Below are 21,387 nucleotides of genomic sequence, written 5' to 3' on the forward strand. Positions count from 1 at the left end.
TTATGGGTTTAAAGTAAGATATTCCAATTCTATAGCACTCTGATTCAGTTTCCAGACTGCATCGGTATAACTGTTTTTTAAGGTGACTGCCTGATTGACCAATATTACAAATTCGAGGTAATTGATCTCTCCGGCAAGAAACTGTTTTTTAGCTGTTTCAGTGATAACATCGGCGTTTTTAAGTTCTGTGCTTTCATAGCGGGAAACAATGTCAAGATTAGTCTGATAAATCCCGGATGCTTTTTTACGCTGATTCTGCAGGTTGAATTCCATATTGGCAATATCATTTTCAGCAACTGATTCTGCAATTTTAGCAGCCTGAATTCTGGCTTTCTGTCCGCCTGAAAAAACAGGAACCGAAACACCCAGCTGTACGGAATGAAATTGTGGTGCAGAGCCGTACACTTTGTCATCAGCCCCCGTTCCTTTAAAACTGTTAAGATTGTAAGCAAGCTGCAATCCCGGAAGCAGCTTAGCTTTTTCAAGAGCTGTCTGCTGTTCGGAAACTTTTTTCAGCTGCTGCAATACCTGGATCACAGGATGTGAACTCAGCTCTTCTTTAAGTCCTCTGCTAAATAACTTCTTATCTTCAGGAACAAAATCTGTTTCAGTATTCAAAAGCCATTGCAGCTGATATTTCAAAACTGAAAGCTCCTGATTCAGCTGCTTCAGCTGTATTTCAATAGCAGATTTCTGGTTGGAAGCAGTTGTTTTTTCCAAAATATTACTTTCTCCTGCTTTCAGACGAATGCTTGCTTTATCCAGAAAGTCGGTATACAGCTTTAATGTTTCCTGCAGAAGCTTTTCTTTTTCTTTCCAATAGAGAATATTATAAAAAGTAAGGCTTACGGCTTTCTTTAGCTCATATTCTTTAAGGGAAACATTAAGCAGAGACTTTTTCCATTCTTCCGTATAAAGATTCTTCTGTTTTTTATATACAGTAGGAAATGCTATATTCTGAGAAATACCGAATTTCATATCTGTCAGGGCACTGTTGATTTGCCCATAGTCCATCGTAACTCCTGTCTGAGGAATATCTGATGCTGATCTGACAAGTGCCTTTGAATACTCGGATTTTAATTTTTCATTTTTAATAATCCTATTATTTTTCAAAGCGACATCAACAGCTTCCTCCAAAGTAACAGGGGTTTGGGATTTTACTTCAAGACCAATAAAACAGAATAAAAATACCAATACGGAAGCTATATTTCTGTTTTTCATTTTTTTCATTTTGATTCCTTTTTCAATATTTACATAAAGCAATGGTAAAACAAACAGAGTAAGGAAGGTTGCCACTATTAATCCTCCGATAACAACTGTAGCCAGTGGCCGCTGTACTTCGGCTCCGGCCCCGTTACTCAATGCCATCGGGATAAAGCCCAGCGAGGCAACAAAGGCGGTCATAAGGACCGGGCGGAGACGTGATTCTCCTCCGTCAATAACAATTCTTACAATATTTCTCATTCCGCTTTTGTAAAGACGGTTAAACTCAGATATTAAAACAATTCCGTTCAGCACAGCTACTCCAAAAAGTGCAATAAACCCTACTCCGGCACTGATACTGAAAGGCATTCCTCTCAGGGCCAGAAAAAATACTCCTCCGATGATGGAAAGAGGAATTGCAGTATAAATAAGTAAGCTTTCTTTTACAGATTTAAATGCAAAAAACAACATTACAAAAATAAGGGCAAGTGCAATAGGAACCGCAATCATGAGGCGCTGTTTGGCATTGTTGAGGTTCTCAAAAGACCCTCCATAGGTCATATAGTAACCCGTAGGGAGCTTTATTTTCTGATCTACTTTTCCCTGCAGCTCTTCAACAATGCTTTGTACATCCCTGTCCTTTATATTAAAACCTACGACAATTCTTCTTTGGGCATTTTCTCTCTGAATCTGGTTGGGACCATTCTTCACTTCCACTTTGGCAAGCTGAGACAGCGGAATCTGATTTCCAAAAGGTGTGGGAACCAAAAGATTCTTAATATCGGTAACATTTTTCCGGTATTTGGTATCGAGGCGTACTACCATATCGAAGCGTTTTTCACCTTCAAAAACCAGCCCTGTACTTTGTCCGGCAAATGCCGTATTGACAATTCTGTTAATATCTGCAACAGATAGGTGGTACTGGGCAATTAAAGGGCGGTTGTATTCTATAATTACCTGAGGCATCCCGGAAATAGGTTCGATGTAAAGATTCTGTGTTCCTTCAACAGTTTCTATAATTTTACCAAGTTTCTGAGCATTCCGGGAAAGAACATCCAGATCATCACCAAAAATTTTCACTACTACATCCTGTCTTGCTCCGGTCATCAATTCATTAAAACGCATCTGCACAGGATATTGAAAGCTGGCTGTAATTCCGGGTACTTCCTGAAGCTGTTTCCCCATTTTATCCGCTAATTCGGGAAAAGTAGAGGCAGAGGTCCATTCTTTTTTATCTTTCAGGATAACCATCATATCAGAAGCATCCATCGGCATTGGGTCTGTAGGTACTTCCCCGCTCCCGATCTTTGTAACGACCTTCTGCACCTCGGGAAATCTTGATTTGAGAATATGTGCTGCTTTTTGGGTACTTTCAATTGTTGTGGTCAAATTACTTCCCGGAAGCACTCTTGTGTCTACGGCAAAATCTCCTTCTTCAAGGGAAGGAATAAATTCGCCCCCCATTTTGGATAAAATGAAAACGGCTGTTATAAATAAGACTGCCACTACCCCAAAAACTATTTTGGGTACTCTGAGAAGTTTGAGCAAAACTTCAAGATAGATCTTCTCTACCTTTTTCATCATGCTGTCTGATAAAGTAGGTTTATTACTTCTTTTTCTCAGCAATACCGCACTCATCATCGGAATATAGGTCAGTGAAAGTAAAAATGCTCCTAGCAGCGCAAAAGCTACGGTCTGTGCCATGGGTTTGAACATTTTCCCTTCAATTCCCTGCAGGGTAAGAATTGGCAGATAAACAATCAGAATAATAATCTGTCCAAAAACAGCACTGTTCATCATCTTTCCGGCAGAATCAATAACTACAGCATCCATTTCTGATTTGCCTACAGAAAACATTCTTTTGAATTTTGAATTATGGGTCAACTGATGCAGAACAGATTCCACAATAATAACTGCCCCATCAATAATAAGCCCGAAATCCAAAGCCCCAAGGCTCATAAGGTTCCCGCTGACTCCAAAAAGGTTCATCATACAAATTGCAAATAACATAGCAAGAGGAATCACTGAAGCCACCAATAAACCGGCTCTTATATTCCCAAGGAATAATACAAGAACAAAAACCACAATCAATGCTCCTTCTGTAAGATTTTTTTCAACAGTACCAATAGCATTATTCACCATTTTGGTTCGATCCAGGAAAGGCTCTATCACGACTCCTTTTGGAAGCGTCTTCTGAACCTGAGCGATTTTCTCTTTTACATTTTTAATCACCTGGTTACTGTTTTCACCCTTAAGCATCATAACGACCGCTCCTGAGACTTCTCCTTCATCATTAAAGGTCATGGCTCCGTATCGGGTCGCAAAACCCGGCTTTACTTCTGCAATATCTCTTATAGACAGCGGGACATCGTTTGTTTTTGTAGCAATAGAAATATTTTTAATTTCTTCAATGTTTCCGACCAAACCTTCACTTCTAATGTATAAAACCGTAGGCCCCTTTTCAATATAAGCACCTCCTGTATTTTGATTATTAGCTTGTAGCGCATCGAAAACATCATTAATGGTAATTCCATAAGCATTCAACCTATCCGGATTGACTGCAATCTCATATTGTTTTAGCTTTCCTCCAAAGCTACTGACTTCTGCAACCCCTTTTACACCTAACAGCTGCCTCCTTACAATCCAATCCTGAATTGTACGAAGCTCCGTGATATTGTATTTTTTTTCATATCCTTTTTCAGGTCTTATTACATACTGAAAGATTTCACCTAGTCCCGTAGAAATAGGTCCTAGTTGGGGATTTCCTATTCCCTGCGGGATAACAGCCTGTACCTGCTGGAGCCTTTCAGCAACCTGCTGTCTGGCCCAGTAGATGTCAACATCATCTTCAAAGACAATGGTAACCAGCGATAGTCCAAATCTGGAAAAGCTTCTGATTTCCTTTAATCCTGAAATATTATTGTTGGCCTGTTCTATAGGAAAGGTAACAAGCCGTTCTATATCTGTTGCACCAAAAGAAGGTGCCATCGTAATGACTTGTACCTGATTATTGGTAATGTCGGGTACCGCATCTATCGGTAATTTAGTGACCTGATAGGAACCAATTCCCATAAGCCCTAATACCAACAATGCAATAATGAGTTTATTCTTTACAGAAAACTCAATGATTTTTGTAAGCATAAATGATTGATTATTAATCTTAATTATTGAGATAAGTTATAGGTATTCTGAAGCACACTATGAATACATCTGCATCTTTTGCAGATACTTTATGGCAAAGCGGAATACTCTCAATCAGAGAATGATTGAGAAAAATAGATTAAGATTGATAAAATTTTGGAGGCTCCCAGATAGAATTTAAAATTTCCTTATTGTAAAGCGCACTTTTGTAAAAGGTCTTTTTGATCTCAATAGAATTGTACACCTTCTCGGTAAAATGAAGATCTAAAATTGGATTAACGGTAAATGCAACAGAAAGAGGACTTGCGTGTGAAACAAAAGGTAGCTTTTGATCCTGATCATAATCATTATCTTTAACCGGATGATCATAATGCATTTTCAGAAATGCAGTAAACGACATTTCAGAATTAAGGTTTTTGTGCTGAAAATAATGCTCAATGAGAAGCGGCATTTTCAAAAGCTGATATAGTTCGGTTGTAGAAACCAAATAAAGGGATAACAACAATATGGAAATCAGCTTTTTCACTATAACAAAATTATGAAATATTTCATTAAGAACGATTTTAAATAAGCCCAATCATTGGTTTTTCATTATTATATTTTCTTAATAATACTCTTTCTAATCAGCAAATTGATAAAGTCTCTATAATCTATTTCATACCTATAAAGTCAATGAATAAGAATTGCGTTTGAACAATGTTGGCAATTCCCCAATATATGTGATATTCTAAGTCTATTGCTACCCATGAATCTTTACGATAAGGTCTTCAGAATTTATTATTTCACCACCAACTTTTACCGCTTCAACCATTTATTATATCATCGGTTTTAATATTTTGCTTTCTTTGTATTAATGAATGAGAATGAAAGAAAAATATATCTTTACAGTGCCTTTTTGATCACACTAATGGTCAATTCTGCAAAACTGATGGCCCTTAACAGTGATGGGATTATCGCCCGTTACTGGCAGTTCAATATTGGGGAATATGGCTACCAGTTTTTGTATAATATGGCATTCTGCCTTTTGTTACTGTATCTTAACCTGTCCCAGGGTAAGTTTCTGAGTGTCTTTAGAGAAAACAAACAATACTGGAGACTCTATATATTCAATGTCTTGGTGTTGGTGGCAGCAATTATACTGGGAAGTATGATCCATTCTTTGCTCTTTGGGACTCCCCAACTTACGGGAGGAAGAATTAGAGGATATTTTGTCCGGTTTTTGCTCAGCAGTATCATGATTGCAGTCGTTATCCGACTTATTCTTCTGATGCGTGAAAGCAGAAATAAGGACCTTATCAACGAGCAGCTCAATTCCGCTTACCTTAAGGCACAACTGCAATTGCTCCAGGAACAGCTTAACCCGCACTTTCTATTCAATACATTGAGCAGCCTTTCTGCCATAGTAAGGGAAAATCCAAATCTGGCTCAAAACTATATTCTCCATCTTTCCAAAATCTTCAGATATACGCTGGTTCGTTCAGGTAACAATCTGGTAAGTCTTGAGAAAGAGCTTGAGCACCTGAAATCCTATATACAGCTGGTAAAAATGCGGCTGGAAAATGCATTTCAGATTCATATCAATATCAGCGAAGATTGTATAAACAAACAAATTCTTCATTTATCACTGCAACCCCTGGTGGAAAATGCTGTTAAACATAACAAAGCCACCCTTTCACATCCTTTAACTGTAGAGATTTATGAAGAAGACAAATGGCTTATTATCCGAAATAATCTCCAGCCCTCCATCAGTGAGACAGAAGGCACTGGGCTTGGTCTTACCAACCTGAATGAGAGATACAAACTGCAACTCCATAAAGAAATAGAGATTTTCCAGACAAAAGAATATTTCATCGTAAAGCTTCCCTTCTTATGAAAAAAAATTTACATATCGTCATTATCGAAGATGAAGCTGCAACCGCAAGAAATCTTGAATATATCCTGAAAGAAATCAACCCGGCAATCCAAATTGTGAAGACTTTACCAAGTATAGCAGAAGCAATGGATTGGTTCAGATTAAACGATAGTGATTATAATCTTATATTTTCGGACATAAAGCTTTCTGATGGGTTATCATTTGAAATCTTCAGACAGGTAAACATAAGAAAGCCCGTTATTTTTGTTACGGCATATAATGATTATGCTATCGAGGCCTTTCGTAACAACGGCATTGATTATGTTTTAAAACCTTTTGACACAGAAGAAATACAGCGGACTTTACTTAAATACAATACCCTTATTGCTGATGATTCAAAAAATAGACAGGACAAAACAGAATCTCTGCTAAAGAAGCTACAACATACAACAAAGCAATATAAAAAATCCTTCCTTATTCATTACTGTGGCAGGCTTATCCCTGTTGACGCGGCTAAAATCAATTGGTTCCATACCGCAAATGAAATCGTATACGCACATATGGCCGATGGCAGACAATATGTAGTGGAATTTACCCTGGAACAGCTGGAACATGAGCTCGATCCTACTCTATTTTTCAGGGCTAACCGCCAATTCATTATCAACAAGAATGCTGTAGATGCCGTAGAATATTTCTTTAATGGCAGACTGCTGGTCAAAATACATCCGCTACCTCAGGAACAAATCCTTGTCAGTAAAGCAAAAGCGATGCATTTCAGAAAGTGGCTGGATCAATAATGAATTCACCCCGGAATTTAGCAGCTTCATCCTTTTTTATCTTAAAGGAAATAATCGTTCTTGATACATTTGTTTCACCAAAAATTAAAATTTCCAAGATGATTTTAAAACAAAAACAATGGCCCATTCTTGTGACAGCATTTCTATGTATGACATTTGCAAATGTAACGGCACAGGCAAAAAAGTTAAAGGACAGTACTCCCGAACAGCGCGCAAAGATGATGACGGAGTGGATGACAAGTAAATTAGCATTAAATACTAAGCAGGTTGAGCAGGTCTCTGCTCTTAATCTTCAGTATGCCCAAAAGAACGACCCGATTCTGCAAAGTAATGAAGGTAAACTCGCTAAATTCAAAAAACTGAAAGCTTTACAGAAAGAAAAATCCAATGCCCTGAGCCAAATTCTGGATGCAGGACAATACAAAAAATATGAGGAAATTAAAGATCAGATGGTTCAACATATTAAAGACAAAAGAAAATGAAAAAACTATTCTATCCATGGGTAATGATTTTGTTTATTACCACTTCTGCATGCTCTCAAAGCACTAACGACACTGACGAAGCTGATCCTATTCAGCCAAAACTTGGCAACAGCTTTCAGGGACCTATTCAGAAACCGGCATCAGGATATGGTGCAGACGGAAATTTTGAAGTGGCTGAAATTGATTTTAATAACCCCCAGTACGCTGGAACACAGGTTTCAATTTTCTATCCTAAAGGAATTACTTCTCCCAGACCTACTATATTTTTTTCACATCCCTTTGGTGGTGAGGATAAAGAATACAATATAGAGCTGTATAACTTTATTGCCAAGAAAGGTTATGTGGTAGTATTTGTGCCTTATCGCACCATAGATATCAGTGTTGATCACCGTTACCAAACCCTGTGGGAAGGCTTCGTAAAAGCTGCCACAGATTATCCTAATATTATTGATACTCAGAAAGTAGGATTTATGGGACATTCTTTCGGCGGTGGGGCAACTATTGATCTTGCCTATAAAGCATTTACGGAAAAAGGTTGGGGACAAAACGGACGTTTTCTTTTCACCATGGCTCCGTGGTATTCCTTTAATTGGAACAGTTCATTAACTACCCAACAGCAATTACAGAGTTTTCCTTCCAATACCAAAATGATCACCCAGGTCTATGATGAGGACGATGTCAACGATCACAGAATGGCAATTGATATTTTTAAAAACATTAATATTTCTAACTCTGAAAAAGATTTTATTTACTTTAAATCATCTACCATTAATGGATACAATTATGTAACTGATCACGCAATGCCAAGTTCCCGAAAAGCCTTTGATGCATTAGATTATTATGGTGTATATCGTCTTTTAGATGCCATGATTGATTACAGCTTCAACGGAAACAGCAATGCCAAAAATGTTGCTTTAGGTAATGGTTCCGCGGCTCAGGTTACCATGCCTTCTTATAACGGACAATCGATGGTTCCATTGGAAGTTACAGATAATCCCACTCCTAAATATCCGCAAGGCAAATATCAGTTTCAATGCGGAGACAATACCAATCCACGAATTTCTTTCTGTAATTAATATGAAAGACAGCTTTCTTTGAATAAAACACATTTAAAATAATAATTAAAAAGGGTTTCCCGCTATGTGGAAGGTCTTTTTAATTATCAAAAACTATTTATTTTAGCAGCTCTAAATATAATCAATTAATAGTATATTGTGGTCAAAAACAATTAACAATGTCTGTCAAACATCAGGTCGAAAATCAAACAAAAAAAATCAAAAAATTCTTTGGTCTTTTAGGTCCCGGACTGACAACGGGAGCGGCTGATGACGATCCTTCAGGCATTGCTACCTATTCTCAGACAGGAGCTCAGTTTGGCTATGGTCAATTATGGACAGCCCTCTATATGCTCCCATTTATGACTGCCGTGCAGGAAGCCTGTGCAAGAATAGGAATGGTTACTGGTAAAGGACTTACCGGAGTTATCAAAGAGCATTACACCAAAAAAATACTCTATAGCTCTGTCGGATTGGTTGTCATTGCCAATACGATCAATATCGGAGCGGATATTGGAGCCATGGCAGCTGCCGCACAATTAATTATTCCTGCTGATATTGTTATACTTATGCTGTTTTTTACGGTTAGTATACTTACATTAGAGGTCTTCACCAGTTATCGGGTATATTCAAAAGTTCTTAAATGGCTGGCATTATCACTTCTTGCCTACCCTCTTACAGCTTTTATTATTGATCAGCCGTGGAAAGAAATACTAAAAGCCTCTATTGTTCCTCATTTTGAATTTTCTTTCAATTTTCTTTTTATAATCACCGGAGTATTTGGGACAACGATTACACCTTATATGTTCTTTTGGCAGGCTTCCCAGGAAGTGGAAGAAGAAAATGAAAGAGGTCTTATCCAAGACGGAAAGCCCAACATCGGATGGCGCCATATTCATGCAATGAGAAAAGATAATAGTATAGGAATGGTCATCTCTGAATTTACAACATGGTGTATTATATTGGTTGGAGGAACGGTTCTGCATAGCGCTCATATAACAGATATTAATACTGCGGCTGATGCAGCAAAAGCTTTAGAACCCCTGGTACAATCATTTCCAAATTCAGGTTTGATATCAAAAATCATATTTGCTACAGGAATCATTGGGTTGGGATTACTTGCCGTACCCGTTCTTTCAGGATCGGCATCATATGCGGTTTCCGAAGCCCTCAACTGGAATGCAAGTTTAAACCTTAAATTTGCAAGAGCAAAAGGATTTTATATGGTTATTATTATCTCTACACTTATTGGTCTGTGTATGAATTTTATTGGGATTAATCCTGTGAAGGCTCTTGTTTACACAGCTGTTCTCAATGGCGTAGCTGCTGTGCCTCTCTTGTTTCTTATCATCAGAATATCTGCAAGTGAAAGTATTATGGGAGAATTCAAAAGCAGGTGGCTTTCAAAAAGTTTATTATGGGTAACTTTTATATTTATGGCTACAGCGTCAATTGCAATGTTTTTTACGATCTAAAATAAATCCGAAAATAATACAGACTGTGTCGTATATGTTAATATTGCCGCTTTCAGGATTATCAAAAAACAAAACATCTGCAATATTACTCTAATGAATATTTGGAACTTTTGTAAGAATATTTTAAAATTACATTAATGTTTAAGTACGTATCTTCCTTTTGCCTTTCCTGTGAGAATCTCATCTAGTTTGTCAGGCAATTCCTCTAATCCGATTTCTGTAATAATATTTTCTAAATTTGAAAGTTTCCATTCATTAGACAATTTTCCCCAAATTAAGTTTCTTACTGATAAAGATGCTTCAACAGAATCAATTCCTGCCAAATAAACCCCTCTTAAAATAAATGGAAATATAGACGTATTCACTTCTGTAGATCCTGTCATTCCACAACAAGTAACAATACCTCCATACTGAGTAGATTTTACCATCCCCGAAAGAATCGCTCCGCCAACGGTATCAATTCCTGCAACAAATGTAGGTTTAGCAAGTGGTTTGCTATCATACATTTCAATGAAATCATTTCTGTTGATCACTTCTTTCGCTCCTAAAGAGTTGATTAAATACTCATTTTTCTTTTTTTCCCGAAACTGCAAGTACGTCAAACCCTATTTTCGCCAAGATAGACACCGCAATACTTCCAACTCCTCCAGTAGCTCCGCTCACAACAACTTTTCCATTTTCTGAATTAACAGTGCTCGACTGCAATATTTGACAAACGGATAATCCTGCTGTCAAACCTGCTGTTCCATAACTCATTGCCTCTTTCTCTGTTAGTTCGGCAGGTAAATGAACTGCCCATTTTTCGGGAATACTGATATATTCACCAAATCCACCCCAGGTGTTCATCCCTAAATCAAAACCTGTAACCAAAACCTTACTTCCAATTGGAAATTTTTTTGAATTAGATTCAGCAACAGTTCCCACAGCATCAATACCCGGAATATGCGGAAACTTACGAGTTACTCCTTTATTACCTGAAGCTGACAATGCGTCTTTAAAGTTAATCGATGAATAACTCACTTTTATCAAAAGGTCATTTTTAGGAAGCTCTGACAAGTTTTTTTCCTTAATTTCTTTTGTAAACCCAATTGTACTTTCATTTATAACTAATGCTTTAAACGTATTATCCATTACTTTTTTGAGTAAATTTATTTAACTTTACATTGTAAAACAAGTACTTACATTCAATTCAGCTACTGAAACAAAGTACAGTTTTACTGACTATCAGAAGAAAAAATGTATGGAATTGCAAAAAATTGAAATAGACGAAATCGGAGAAACAGAAAATAAATGTCCATCCGATGTATTTTTACAAATAATAAAAGGTAAATGCAAAACAACCTTAATTGTTCTCATAAAAAAAGGCAGAAACAGGTTCGGAGAATTAAAGCGAACTCTTCCCACAATCAGTGAAAGAATGCTGGCTCGGCAATTAGAAGAATTAGTAAAAGACGGAATTCTTACACGAAAATCATTTGGAGAGGTTCCTCCAAGAGTGGAATATTATTTAACCGATTATGGCGAAACCATTTATCCAATTATCAAAGAGATGAGGAAATGGGGATATAAACACATAGAGGGATCAATCAATCTTTAAATTGATGTGGATTACATATTATTATATTTAAAGCATGATCTAATTCAAATAAGACAAGCTCTTAGACTCCTTATTTTCAGTGAGAGAAATTCCCCAAAAATAAATCCTCAATATAGCATCTGTATATTTATCCCTTTGAGCTTTATTAATACTCTTCCTTCCTAATCGCTTTATATGAGTTCGTAGATCAAGGAACTTCCGCTCAATATGATTGGTCTCTCTTCGTTTTGTGCTGTGAAGATGCTTAGGAATTAATTTAGGATAGATATTCAAACGATCACTATATATCTTTTTTGGATTTGCATAAAGTAAAGTATCTATAATACATTGTAGCGTCTTGGTCGTTCTTCTCCCAAGTTTATAGTCAATTACTTTCTTTGTCTCTCTACAATACGCTGCAACTACCCACCGCTCATTGGTTTTACTTTGAGTGTATGTTTTTAATTCATCAATTTCGATTGTAATATTCTGAGGGATTGGTGGCTTAACAACTTTAGAAGCGATTTTTAAAATCTTTTTTAGTACAGTCGTCTTACTGACATTAAGTAATCTGCTAATACCTCTAATACCAACTCCTTCTTTTATCAGCTGTTGAATATTATGATTAGTACTTTTCTGATATGCACGATAAGAATATTTCCCAATGAACTTCTTTTTGCATTTTTTGCACTGATAGCGCTGCTTATTTTGTGATGTTATTCCTGCCTTGATACAGTAGCTGTAATTACAGTGAATACATCGATTTCGCCGTTTATTCATAATGATTTAAAGTAAATTAGTAACTCCACATCTGAACCATCAGCGTTTTTGCAGGTTTAAGACCATTAGCCGCTCCCGAAAAAGAGGGACAAAGCACCAAGGAAGTATCCCGAAGCCATAAAATAATGATATCTGATTCAGGACTTGTGACCGTTATTGGCGGAAAATGGACCACATATAGAGAGATGGCGGAAGAAATTGTTGATGAAGCGTCAAAAGTTGCAGACCTGCCAGAAGTAAGTTGTAAAACGCATCATTTTTCTATTCACGGAAATATTCCAGCTTCTCACGCAGATCAGAGCGACCACCTTTACATCTATGGATCTGACATCCCTGAAATAAAAAAACTACAGCAAAGCGATGCTGCACTGAAACAAAAAATACATCCGAAATATGACGCTACTTATGCAGAAGTACTATGGGCAATAGAATGCGAAATGGCGGAAACCCTAGAGGATGTACTGGCCAGAAGAATCCGTTTCTTGTTTACGGATGCCCGTGCAGCCATTGATATTGCAGAAGATGTTGCCCAATTTATGGCGCAGAGATTAGGAAAATCCGAAGAATGGGCAGTACTGGAAACTAAAAATTTTATTGAGCTTGCAAAAGGCTACTTACTGGAAGATCATTCCCCAAAAAAAGAAACTCAAATTATCAATTAAACTTTAATAGAATCAAATTATGGCACCAGCGGAAAAACTAAACAAACTTATTTTGGCCCTTGACCAAGGGACAACCTCATCAAGAGCCATTCTTTTTAATCAAAATGGAGAAATTGAAGAATTATCGCAGAAATCATTCACCCAAATATTTCCAAAAGGAGGCTGGGTAGAGCACGATCCCAATGAAATATGGTCTTCACAGATATCCGTTGCGGCAGAAGTCATTGCAAAAGCAGGAGTATCAGGTAGAGAAATCGCAGCGATAGGTATTACAAACCAAAGAGAAACCACTGTTGTTTGGGATCGCGAAACATCAGAGCCTATCTACAATGCCATTGTCTGGCAAGACAGAAGAACAGCAAAATACTGTGATGAGCTGAAGCAAAAAGAAGGGTACATAGAAACTATCAAGGAAAAGACTGGACTAATCCTTGATGCCTATTTCTCAGGAACAAAATTGAAATGGATTCTTGATAATGTAGAGGGTGCAAGAGAAAAAGCGGAGCAGGGAAAACTTTGTTTCGGCACTATAGATACTTGGCTGGTTTGGAAATTGACCAGAGGAAAAATGTTCGTCACAGATGTAACCAATGCCTCCAGAACACTACTTCTTAACATCCATACCCAGCAATGGGACGACGACCTGTTACAACTTTTCGATATTCCAAGAGCTATACTTCCTGAAGTTAAGCAAAGTTCCGAGATCTACGGAGAAACATCTACAACACTATTTGCATCAAAAATTCCTATTGCAGGTATTGCTGGCGATCAACAAGCTGCACTTTTCGGACAAATGTGCACCTCGGAAGGGATGGTGAAAAACACTTATGGAACAGGATGTTTTCTTCTGATGAATACAGGAGATAAAGCGGTTTATTCGAAAAATAACCTGCTGACCACTATCGCATGGAAAATCAATGGGAAAGTAACCTATGCACTTGAAGGCTCTGTTTTTGTCGGAGGCGCAGCAATACAATGGCTCAGAGACGGGCTAAAACTCATCAGAACAGCACCTGATATTAGTAATCTCGCCAATCTTGTAAAAGAAACAGAAGGTGTATATTTCGTTCCCGCCTTAACAGGTTTGGGCGCACCTTATTGGGATCCGTATGCTCGTGGCGCTATTGTGGGAATTACCCGAGGAACAACCGATGCGCATATCGCAAGAGCAACCTTGGAAGGTATCGCTTACCAGGTATATGATATTGTAAAAGCAATGGAAGCAGATTCCGGAATGCAGTCCATGGAACTGAGAGTCGATGGTGGTGCTACCGCATCTGACCTATTAATGCAAATACAAGCTGATTTGTTTGGTTTTTCTATTACAAGACCAAAAACATTGGAAACAACAGCTCTTGGAGCGGCATATCTTGCCGGACTTGCTGTTGGATTCTGGGATAATATTGACGATATCAAATCACAATGGAGCGTAGATAAAAAATTTGACCCTAAAATGGAGCGTGAAAAAGCGGACGAAATGATTAAAGGATGGCATAAGGCAGTAGGAAGATCCAAAAACTGGGAAGAATAAAAACAAAAATCTCCAACAAAACTGAGCTATTATTAAACAGCCCATTAAATAACTAAGAAAATTAAACTATTATATCATTATTTATTATGTCAACTATTTTTATTGCAGAGATGATGGGAACGATGTTCCTTATTCTCTTAGGAAACGGGGTCGTAGCCAATATCCTTCTCAAAAAAACAGGAGGTAATGGCGGAGGTATCATTTCCATTACAGCTGCCTGGGGATTTGCAGTATTCGCCGGAGGTTTAGTTGCTGTCAATCTAGGCAGTGCTGGAGAACTAAATCCAGCCACTGTAATTGCAGGCTGGATAAACGGAGCTTATACTACCAGCCAATTATTGCCTTACATCGGAGGCGAATTGACAGGAGCTATGCTAGGAGCATTTTTGGTATGGTTACTATATAAAGACCATTTTGATGAGACATCTGCAGAACCACACTCACAGCTTGCTTGTTTTTCTACATCCCCATCAATCAAGAACACTCCCCTCAATTTCTTTTCTGAAGTATTGGGAACATTTGTTTTGCTCTATGTTGCTATGAGTTTCCAAGGATCTGCCGTAAACTTGGGAAGCACAGGAAGATGGCCAATAACCACACTTATTTGGGCAATCGGATTATCGCTTGGAGGAACAACAGGATACGCCATCAATCCTGCAAGAGACCTCGGTCCGAGAATCATGCATGCCATTTTACCCATAAAAGGAAAAAGTTCCAGTAACTGGAGTTATGCCTGGATACCAATAATAGGACCTGTTATAGGAGCTTTAATATCAATTCTTATATTCAATCTATTACATTAAATCTATTCCATCAAATTTACCATGAAAAAAATATCAACATTGCTGACGAGCTTGTTTGCAATAACACTATTACTGGCACAGACATCTGAAGATGATGGGGCTTCTGCTGAAAATGACAACCTCCACCTTTCTGCGGGGATAAAAACAAACCATTTGTGGAGAGGACTTATTATTACGGACAAACCAATCGTTTCCGGACAACTGTGGTACGACCTCAACAAATCGAAAACATTACAGTTAGGAGTCTGGGGTGCATCTGCTATCTCCAATGACAGTGATGAAACCCATTACAAAGAAATTAATTATTATATCCAATATGCAGATAAAGGATTTTCTATAGGAATCTGGGATTTGTTCAACTCCAGGAATATCAATGAACTTATTGCATCAGACGATATTTTTAATTACTCTAAGGACAAAACAACGCATATCATTGATTTAAGAACATCTTATCAGTTTCCTGAAAAATTCCCTTTAAGAGTTGAAGCAGATGTCATGCTTTATGGAGGAGCCAATGCAGGAGAAGTAAAATTGAATGAAAATAGCGAATACGACAGCAACAAATATTCCACCTATATAGAGATAAGTTATCCATTGATTTCAAAAGGTTCTGTTAAGCTTAATGGATTTCTGGGTGGAGGTTTTGCTTTCAATCCCGGAAAAAGAAGTCTTGGACAAGGTACTTTTCTATATGGGAACGGCAAAAACGATTTCGATATTGTGAATATCGGATTCTCTGCAAGTAAAAACATCAAAGTTTTTTCTGCCCATATTCCATTATCTTTTACCACTATGTGGAATCCTTCCAACAAATATGCAAGAATACAGTTTGCAACGACTTTATTTTGACAAATATTTTTCTTTAAGAAATTAATCCCCAAAAAGCTGTCCGAAATTCCGAACAGCTTTTATTTATTTTTAACCATTGTTTATTTTCAATAATCACAAATTATCTTAACAATAATCAAATCAAAAGCTTATGTCATCTCAATGATATTAAGATTAAAAAAAATTTAACATAAATAGTTGTTATTACAACTATTGTTTAATTAACTTTGTTCAATAATAATTTTTATATGAAAGCTGAAAAAATATTAACTGAACAAGATCGATACAATCTGCTTACCGGCAATGTACCTCTACTGTTCAACCGTTTTTTGGTTCAGCAATTCAAATTGAATAATATTAACTTGACCCGGGAACAATGGTCGGTGCTAGTACCTTTATGGAAACAACAGGGATGTTCACAGCAGGCAATAGTAGATTTTACCCACAGGGATAAACCCAGCATAACTAGACTTATTGATCAATTGGAAAAAGAAGGTTACGTAGAAAGAAGGTCCCACCCTACTGACAGAAGGCAAAATCTAATATATTTAACAAATAAAGGAAAGGAGATAGAGGAAAAAGTAATGTATATTGTGAACAATGTAACCGAAAGAGCAACCAGAGGACTTTCAGAAAATCAAATTATGGAGATAAAAAACTTCTTTCAGCATATTCAAAACAACATTCAAAACGAAATGGTATGAAAAAAATAAACTTAGCCATTACATTGATCCTATTCGGCACTATCATCAACGCACAGATTCTTGTAAGTAAGGATTTGGATTATGCTATCGGAAAGGCATTGCAAAAAAACACTGAAATAAGGAATCAAGATCTTGAATTACAAAAATTAGAATTAGAACGCAAAAGCATATTGGCCAAATATATCCCGAAGGTCGAGGCGTCAGGTTTATATTCTTACATCAGCAGTGATGCAAAATTAGATCTAGCTACCCTGAATTTACCCATCACAGGATATCCTGTTTTTGGGGGATCTTCCGATTTCAGCACAAATGCGAATATCCTTTATGGAGGTATTACCGCAAAAGCGGTATTGTTCAGTGGCGGACAAATCCTAAATGGAGCCAAGGCTCTCAAAGAAAAAAATACAGGCACAGCGTTTATGATGGAAAATCAGAAAGATGAGGTGATAAAAGATATCATAGGGAGCTTTGACCGTCTCAAACTTCTGGAAACCGCCGAAAAACTCATCGATAACAGCGAAAAAAGATTAAATAAGGAAAAAGAAAGAGTAGAAAGGGCGATATCCGAAGGGTTGGCAATTCCTTATGACCGCGATAAAATCAAACTCTCCACTCTGGAATTGGCTTCCAAACGTGCAGATGTTCAAAATAAAAGAAAACTTCTGATACTCAAGATAAAACAGTCCACCAATCTTTCAGAAGAAGAAATTCTTAAAACCAATCATCAGTTGGAGCCCATCATTATTTTGGACAGCCTGAGCACAGCCGAACGAAATGAGGTAAAAGCACTGGAATCTTTCAAAAAAGCCTCCGAATATGCCCTTAAAAAAGAAAAAGGAAGCCTTCTTCCCACAGTTGGGGCTTTTGCGGGATATAGCTATGCATCATTATATAATGCCAATACAAAAGTGCCGATTGAACAATTAAATACGACCGCCAATTTGAAACTAAATGAATTGACACTACATCCGAACTGGATGTTGGGCGTGGCCGTGAAATGGGAACTCTTCAGCGGATTTGAACGTAAACATAAAATAGACGAAGCCAAAATAGGACTCGCCCAGGTTGAAAATAAACTGGCTGACACCAAAGAAAAAGTAGACCTGGAATTGGAAAAAAACAAGGTAGAATACAATACCACGTTACATAAGGTAGATATTGCGATCCAAAGGGAAAAAATAGCACAAAATAATAATGAGATAGCATCAAAGCAATACAGATTAGGACTTATTAACGTCACTGAACGCCTGGGAGCGGAAAATGATATATACAAAGAATCCTTAAACAAAGTAGAAACCATGATTGAACAGCGGAATGCTGCTATTGAAGTTTACCGTGCATCGGGAAAATTATCAAACTTTATTAAAATCCAAAACTAAGCAAAATGAAAAAAATTATTTACATACTAAGCATTGCAGGCATTTTAGCTTCTTGTGAGAATAAACCGAAAGTATCACAAACCATCCAGGGAAAAACCGAGCGGGAAGAGATTGCAGTAGTAGGCAAAATAGCAGGCAGAATAGATAAAATTCTGATCAGCGAGGGAGCTCTTGTTAAAAAGGGAGATACATTGGCGATATTGGAAATCCCAGAAGTAGACGCAAAAAAATCACAGGCACAGGGAGCGGTAAAATCTGCTCAGGCACAATATGAGATGAGTGTACACGGTGCTACTGCCAATCAGTTGGCACAGCTCTATGCCAAGAAATCCGCTTTGGTAGAGCAATATGAGTTTGCAAAAAAATCCCTGGCAAGAATGAACGCAATGGTAAAGGATTCATTGGTTCCGCAACAGCAATATGATGAAGTATTCGCAAAGTATCAGGGAGCCAAATCACAAATGATAGCCGTAGATGCAGAAATTGCCGATGTTAAAAACGGGGTCCGCATAGAACAGCAAACAATGGCGTTGGGACAAAAAGACCGTGCTCAAGGAGCTTTGGAAGAAGTACAGGTTGCCGAAAAAGAAAGGTATATCATTGCACCACAGGATATGAAAATAGAATCGATCACATTGAAGCTGGGGGAACTGGCACTACCAGGATATACGCTTTTCAAAGGTTCTCTTAATAATTCCATATATTTCCGCTTTACTATTCCTGAAAGCCAATTGGCAAATTATGCACAAGGAAAAGAAATCAATGTGCATATACCTTACAAAAATCGGGATATCAAAGGGAAAATCAGAAATATAAAACAAATAGGCGCCTATGCTAATATTGCTACAGCATATCCTGATTATGAAGTGCAGGACGCTTTGTATGAAATATTGATAGACCCTATTAACATCCAACAAGCAAACGATATCCTAAGCAAAACAACAGTAACGCTAAAACCTTAATAATGAAAACATTTCTCAATCTGATCAAACGGGAGTTCGGTTTGTTCTGGAGCAACAAGGTTCTCAGAATTTTGTTTATTGGGGCTCCTTTGATGTACGGTGTTTTGTTGGGATATGTTTACAGCAAAGGGAAAGTGACAGATTTACCAATCATCGTGGTAGATTATGACCAAAGCTCACTCAGCCGGAAAGCAATCGAAATGATGAATGACAACGAAGTTTTGTCTGTTGCAAGGCTGCAGTTTGACGAGACAAACCTCAATCGTTTGATGATTGAGAAAGATGCAACCTGCGTCGTTATTATCCCAAAAGATTTTGAGAAAGATGTGCTGACAAAACGTTATCCTGAAGTCACTACCATAATCAATACAGCAAATGTATTGACCGCAAATTATTCTTCATCAGCACTTCAGCTGGTCTTAGGAACCCTCAAAGCAGGAACACAGGTCGAAACCTTACGTAAACAAGGAGTTCCGGAAAATTTGCTAATGAGTCAGTATGAGCCATTTAAAACCACGTTTATAAAAAAGAACAACAGAAGCACCAACTATATGTATTTTTTGTGGCCTGGTGTTTTGGCTACTGTGCTTCAGCAGGTATTGTTATTGGGGCTTGCTCTTTCTTTTGCTTCCGAGTTTGAAAACGGCACTTTCAAATATCTGGTACAAAAAAGCCGTTCTGCATTTATGCTGATATTGGTTAAAATCGTGCCTTATCTCATAATGAGCTTCGGGATATGGCTGATGTACTGGGGTTTTACCAAGTGGTTCAGAATTCCTTTTTATGAAAACATTTTTCCGCTTACTCTAATAGCGGGTGTTTTTGTAATCTCGGTCTGCTTTATAGGAATTTTGGTAAGTATCCTTGTCCCGAACCAACTGAAAGCTACGGAAATCCTTATGGTTATTGCCACACCCAGCTTTATCCTGTCAGGATTTACCTGGCCGCTCAGCCAAATGCCAGTTTGGGTTCAGCACATTGCAAATATCATCCCGCTTACACATTTCCTGCCTGCCTTTAGAATACTTATCATAGAAAAAGGCGCTGTAGACCTCACCTATCCTTATGTTATAAAAATGATAATCATAGGAACAGTAAGCGCCATTGCCAGCTATAGCGTTTTATGGTACAAAGTCCGAAAAATTAAAAAGGATAAACTGTAGTGAGCTAAATCATAAGCTAAAAATTATATATGCCCATATAAATCCATTAAATAAGAAACCATGAAAGCTTACGAAAGTATTAAAGAAATATTATCTTTTTATCAGGTACACTGTGATGAACCTTACTATATATCTTCAGGAAAACTCATTTTTGAATTCCCAAAAAGACTGTTCCGCATGGATTTTTATGCATTCTGCATCTGTGTTTCCGGTAGTATTGATTTAGAAATTGATAATCACCATTACAATATATCCCAAAACGGATTCCTGATATCTGCTCCGTCAACAATTATAAAATTTGTAAATACCAGCAAAGATTTCCGCATGAAGGTTCTATTCTTTGAAAAGAATTTCCTGCTTAAGAACATTTCTAATCCATTTTTTATCGAGAATCTGTCTCTATTCAATAAAACTACCTTTAATGTAGTTATTTCCAACGAAGCAAGTAGTAAACACTTAATCAATTTGTTGGAATATCTTCAGCAGCAGACCACGAGGAATGGTCGTTTTACAGAAGATATTCTTCGTACTATTATTATTAATATTTTGTTGGAAGTTGCAGTCCTAATTGATGAAGACAGAAAAGACAACGCATATCTAACTCCAAAAGATAATAATAATATTTTTTTTAAATTCAACGAATTGGTAAAAGAAAATATTTTGCAGCATAAGGACGTACAATACTATGCAGACAAGCTATTCATTACCAACAAATATCTTATTCTGATTGTAAAAAAAGCTACTGGCAAAACTCCACATCAGATTATTGATGAGGCCTTATTAAAAGAAGCATGCGTTCTGCTCGGCTATCCAGAAAAAAATATCTCTCAGATTGCATTTGAAACAGGCTTTAATTCTACCTCTGCATTCGGTCGTTTTTTTAAAAAGCATGCGTCAATATCGCCCCAAAGGTACCGAAGACAACAGCATTTTTAAAAAAGAAATTCCGTATATGATTTTCGAATTTAGGGATACTAAGGAATTAAGGTATATC

Annotated in this window: 20 protein-coding genes; 15 read left to right on the plus strand and 5 right to left on the minus strand. The window is 37.4% G+C overall.

The window, feature by feature from the left end; translation table 11 throughout:
• On the minus strand, positions 1 to 4,344 hold the full coding sequence (locus NBX25_RS08440) for a CusA/CzcA family heavy metal efflux RND transporter (RefSeq protein ID WP_002978587.1): 4,344 nt from the start codon (positions 4,342 to 4,344) through the stop codon (positions 1 to 3).
• Between the two features lie 139 nt (positions 4,345 to 4,483).
• Positions 4,484 to 4,870 (minus strand): hypothetical protein, encoded by a 387-nt coding sequence (locus tag NBX25_RS08445; protein ID WP_041461445.1) that lies wholly within the window; start codon positions 4,868 to 4,870, stop codon positions 4,484 to 4,486.
• Between the two features lie 369 nt (positions 4,871 to 5,239).
• Between NBX25_RS08445 and NBX25_RS08450 the strand changes: the two genes are divergently transcribed.
• From NBX25_RS08450 to NBX25_RS08470, 5 genes are all read left to right on the plus strand, one after another.
• Entirely contained in the window at positions 5,240 to 6,217 is a 978-nt protein-coding gene (locus tag NBX25_RS08450; protein WP_228434632.1) for a sensor histidine kinase, read from the plus strand.
• On the plus strand, positions 6,214 to 6,993 hold the full coding sequence (locus NBX25_RS08455; RefSeq protein WP_002978584.1) for a LytR/AlgR family response regulator transcription factor: 780 nt from the start codon (positions 6,214 to 6,216) through the stop codon (positions 6,991 to 6,993). Before NBX25_RS08450 ends, NBX25_RS08455 begins: the two co-directional genes overlap by 4 nt.
• 98 nt (positions 6,994 to 7,091) lie before the next feature.
• The gene (locus tag NBX25_RS08460; RefSeq protein ID WP_041461718.1) at positions 7,092 to 7,475 is read left to right on the plus strand and encodes a DUF4890 domain-containing protein; all 384 of its coding nucleotides are present in this window, start codon (positions 7,092 to 7,094) and stop codon (positions 7,473 to 7,475) included.
• On the plus strand, positions 7,472 to 8,551 hold the full coding sequence (locus NBX25_RS08465) for an alpha/beta hydrolase (RefSeq protein ID WP_002978582.1): 1,080 nt from the start codon (positions 7,472 to 7,474) through the stop codon (positions 8,549 to 8,551). The genes NBX25_RS08460 and NBX25_RS08465 overlap by 4 nt, the downstream gene beginning before the upstream one ends.
• A gap of 158 nt (positions 8,552 to 8,709) precedes the next feature.
• A complete protein-coding gene (locus NBX25_RS08470) occupies positions 8,710 to 10,005 on the plus strand; it encodes an NRAMP family divalent metal transporter (RefSeq protein ID WP_002978581.1) in 1,296 nt (431 codons plus the stop codon).
• A 134-nt stretch (positions 10,006 to 10,139) separates the two neighbouring features.
• Here NBX25_RS08470 and NBX25_RS08475 read toward each other — a convergent pair whose 3' ends face one another.
• Both NBX25_RS08475 and NBX25_RS08480 read right to left on the minus strand, forming a co-directional pair.
• A complete protein-coding gene (locus NBX25_RS08475) occupies positions 10,140 to 10,598 on the minus strand; it encodes an MDR/zinc-dependent alcohol dehydrogenase-like family protein (RefSeq protein WP_228434634.1) in 459 nt (152 codons plus the stop codon).
• Positions 10,570 to 11,136 carry an alcohol dehydrogenase catalytic domain-containing protein gene (locus NBX25_RS08480; RefSeq protein ID WP_002978579.1) on the minus strand — a complete coding sequence of 189 codons (567 nt, stop codon included), beginning with the start codon at positions 11,134 to 11,136 and terminating at the stop codon, positions 10,570 to 10,572. Before NBX25_RS08480 ends, NBX25_RS08475 begins: the two co-directional genes overlap by 29 nt.
• 109 nt (positions 11,137 to 11,245) lie before the next feature.
• On the opposite strand from NBX25_RS08480, the gene NBX25_RS08485 reads away from it, so the two are divergent.
• Positions 11,246 to 11,602, plus strand: coding sequence for a winged helix-turn-helix transcriptional regulator (locus NBX25_RS08485; protein ID WP_002978578.1), 357 nt, complete (start codon positions 11,246 to 11,248; stop codon positions 11,600 to 11,602).
• Positions 11,603 to 11,641: 39 nt separating this feature from the next.
• On the opposite strand, the gene NBX25_RS08490 is transcribed toward NBX25_RS08485, so the two are convergent.
• Positions 11,642 to 12,361: an IS1 family transposase gene (locus NBX25_RS08490; RefSeq protein ID WP_002978577.1), complete on the minus strand. Its 720-nt coding sequence runs from the start codon at positions 12,359 to 12,361 to the stop codon at positions 11,642 to 11,644.
• Between the two features lie 125 nt (positions 12,362 to 12,486).
• Here NBX25_RS08490 and NBX25_RS08495 point away from each other — a divergent pair, with 125 nt between their 5' ends.
• From NBX25_RS08495 to NBX25_RS08535, 9 genes are all read left to right on the plus strand, one after another.
• The gene (locus NBX25_RS08495) at positions 12,487 to 13,023 is read left to right on the plus strand and encodes a glycerol-3-phosphate dehydrogenase C-terminal domain-containing protein (RefSeq protein WP_002978576.1); all 537 of its coding nucleotides are present in this window, start codon (positions 12,487 to 12,489) and stop codon (positions 13,021 to 13,023) included.
• Positions 13,024 to 13,042: 19 nt separating this feature from the next.
• Positions 13,043 to 14,554 (plus strand): glycerol kinase GlpK, encoded by a 1,512-nt coding sequence (glpK, locus tag NBX25_RS08500; protein WP_002978575.1) that lies wholly within the window; start codon positions 13,043 to 13,045, stop codon positions 14,552 to 14,554.
• A gap of 86 nt (positions 14,555 to 14,640) precedes the next feature.
• A complete protein-coding gene (locus NBX25_RS08505) occupies positions 14,641 to 15,357 on the plus strand; it encodes an MIP/aquaporin family protein (RefSeq protein WP_002978574.1) in 717 nt (238 codons plus the stop codon).
• 21 nt (positions 15,358 to 15,378) lie between these two features.
• Positions 15,379 to 16,206: a hypothetical protein gene (locus NBX25_RS08510; protein ID WP_002978573.1), complete on the plus strand. Its 828-nt coding sequence runs from the start codon at positions 15,379 to 15,381 to the stop codon at positions 16,204 to 16,206.
• A 227-nt stretch (positions 16,207 to 16,433) separates the two neighbouring features.
• The gene (locus tag NBX25_RS08515; protein WP_002978572.1) at positions 16,434 to 16,889 is read left to right on the plus strand and encodes a MarR family winged helix-turn-helix transcriptional regulator; all 456 of its coding nucleotides are present in this window, start codon (positions 16,434 to 16,436) and stop codon (positions 16,887 to 16,889) included.
• Positions 16,886 to 18,268, plus strand: coding sequence for a TolC family protein (locus NBX25_RS08520; protein WP_002978571.1), 1,383 nt, complete (start codon positions 16,886 to 16,888; stop codon positions 18,266 to 18,268). The genes NBX25_RS08515 and NBX25_RS08520 overlap by 4 nt, the downstream gene beginning before the upstream one ends.
• Before the next feature lie 5 nt (positions 18,269 to 18,273).
• The gene (locus tag NBX25_RS08525; RefSeq protein WP_002978570.1) at positions 18,274 to 19,230 is read left to right on the plus strand and encodes an HlyD family secretion protein; all 957 of its coding nucleotides are present in this window, start codon (positions 18,274 to 18,276) and stop codon (positions 19,228 to 19,230) included.
• Positions 19,231 to 19,232: 2 nt separating this feature from the next.
• Positions 19,233 to 20,393 (plus strand): ABC transporter permease, encoded by a 1,161-nt coding sequence (locus NBX25_RS08530; RefSeq protein ID WP_002978569.1) that lies wholly within the window; start codon positions 19,233 to 19,235, stop codon positions 20,391 to 20,393.
• Positions 20,394 to 20,453: 60 nt separating this feature from the next.
• A complete protein-coding gene (locus NBX25_RS08535) occupies positions 20,454 to 21,329 on the plus strand; it encodes a helix-turn-helix domain-containing protein (RefSeq protein WP_002978568.1) in 876 nt (291 codons plus the stop codon).
• Positions 21,330 to 21,387 lie beyond the last annotated feature (58 nt).

This window comes from Chryseobacterium sp. Marseille-Q3244 (assembly GCF_940807095.1).
In the GTDB taxonomy this organism is placed as follows: domain Bacteria; phylum Bacteroidota; class Bacteroidia; order Flavobacteriales; family Weeksellaceae; genus Chryseobacterium.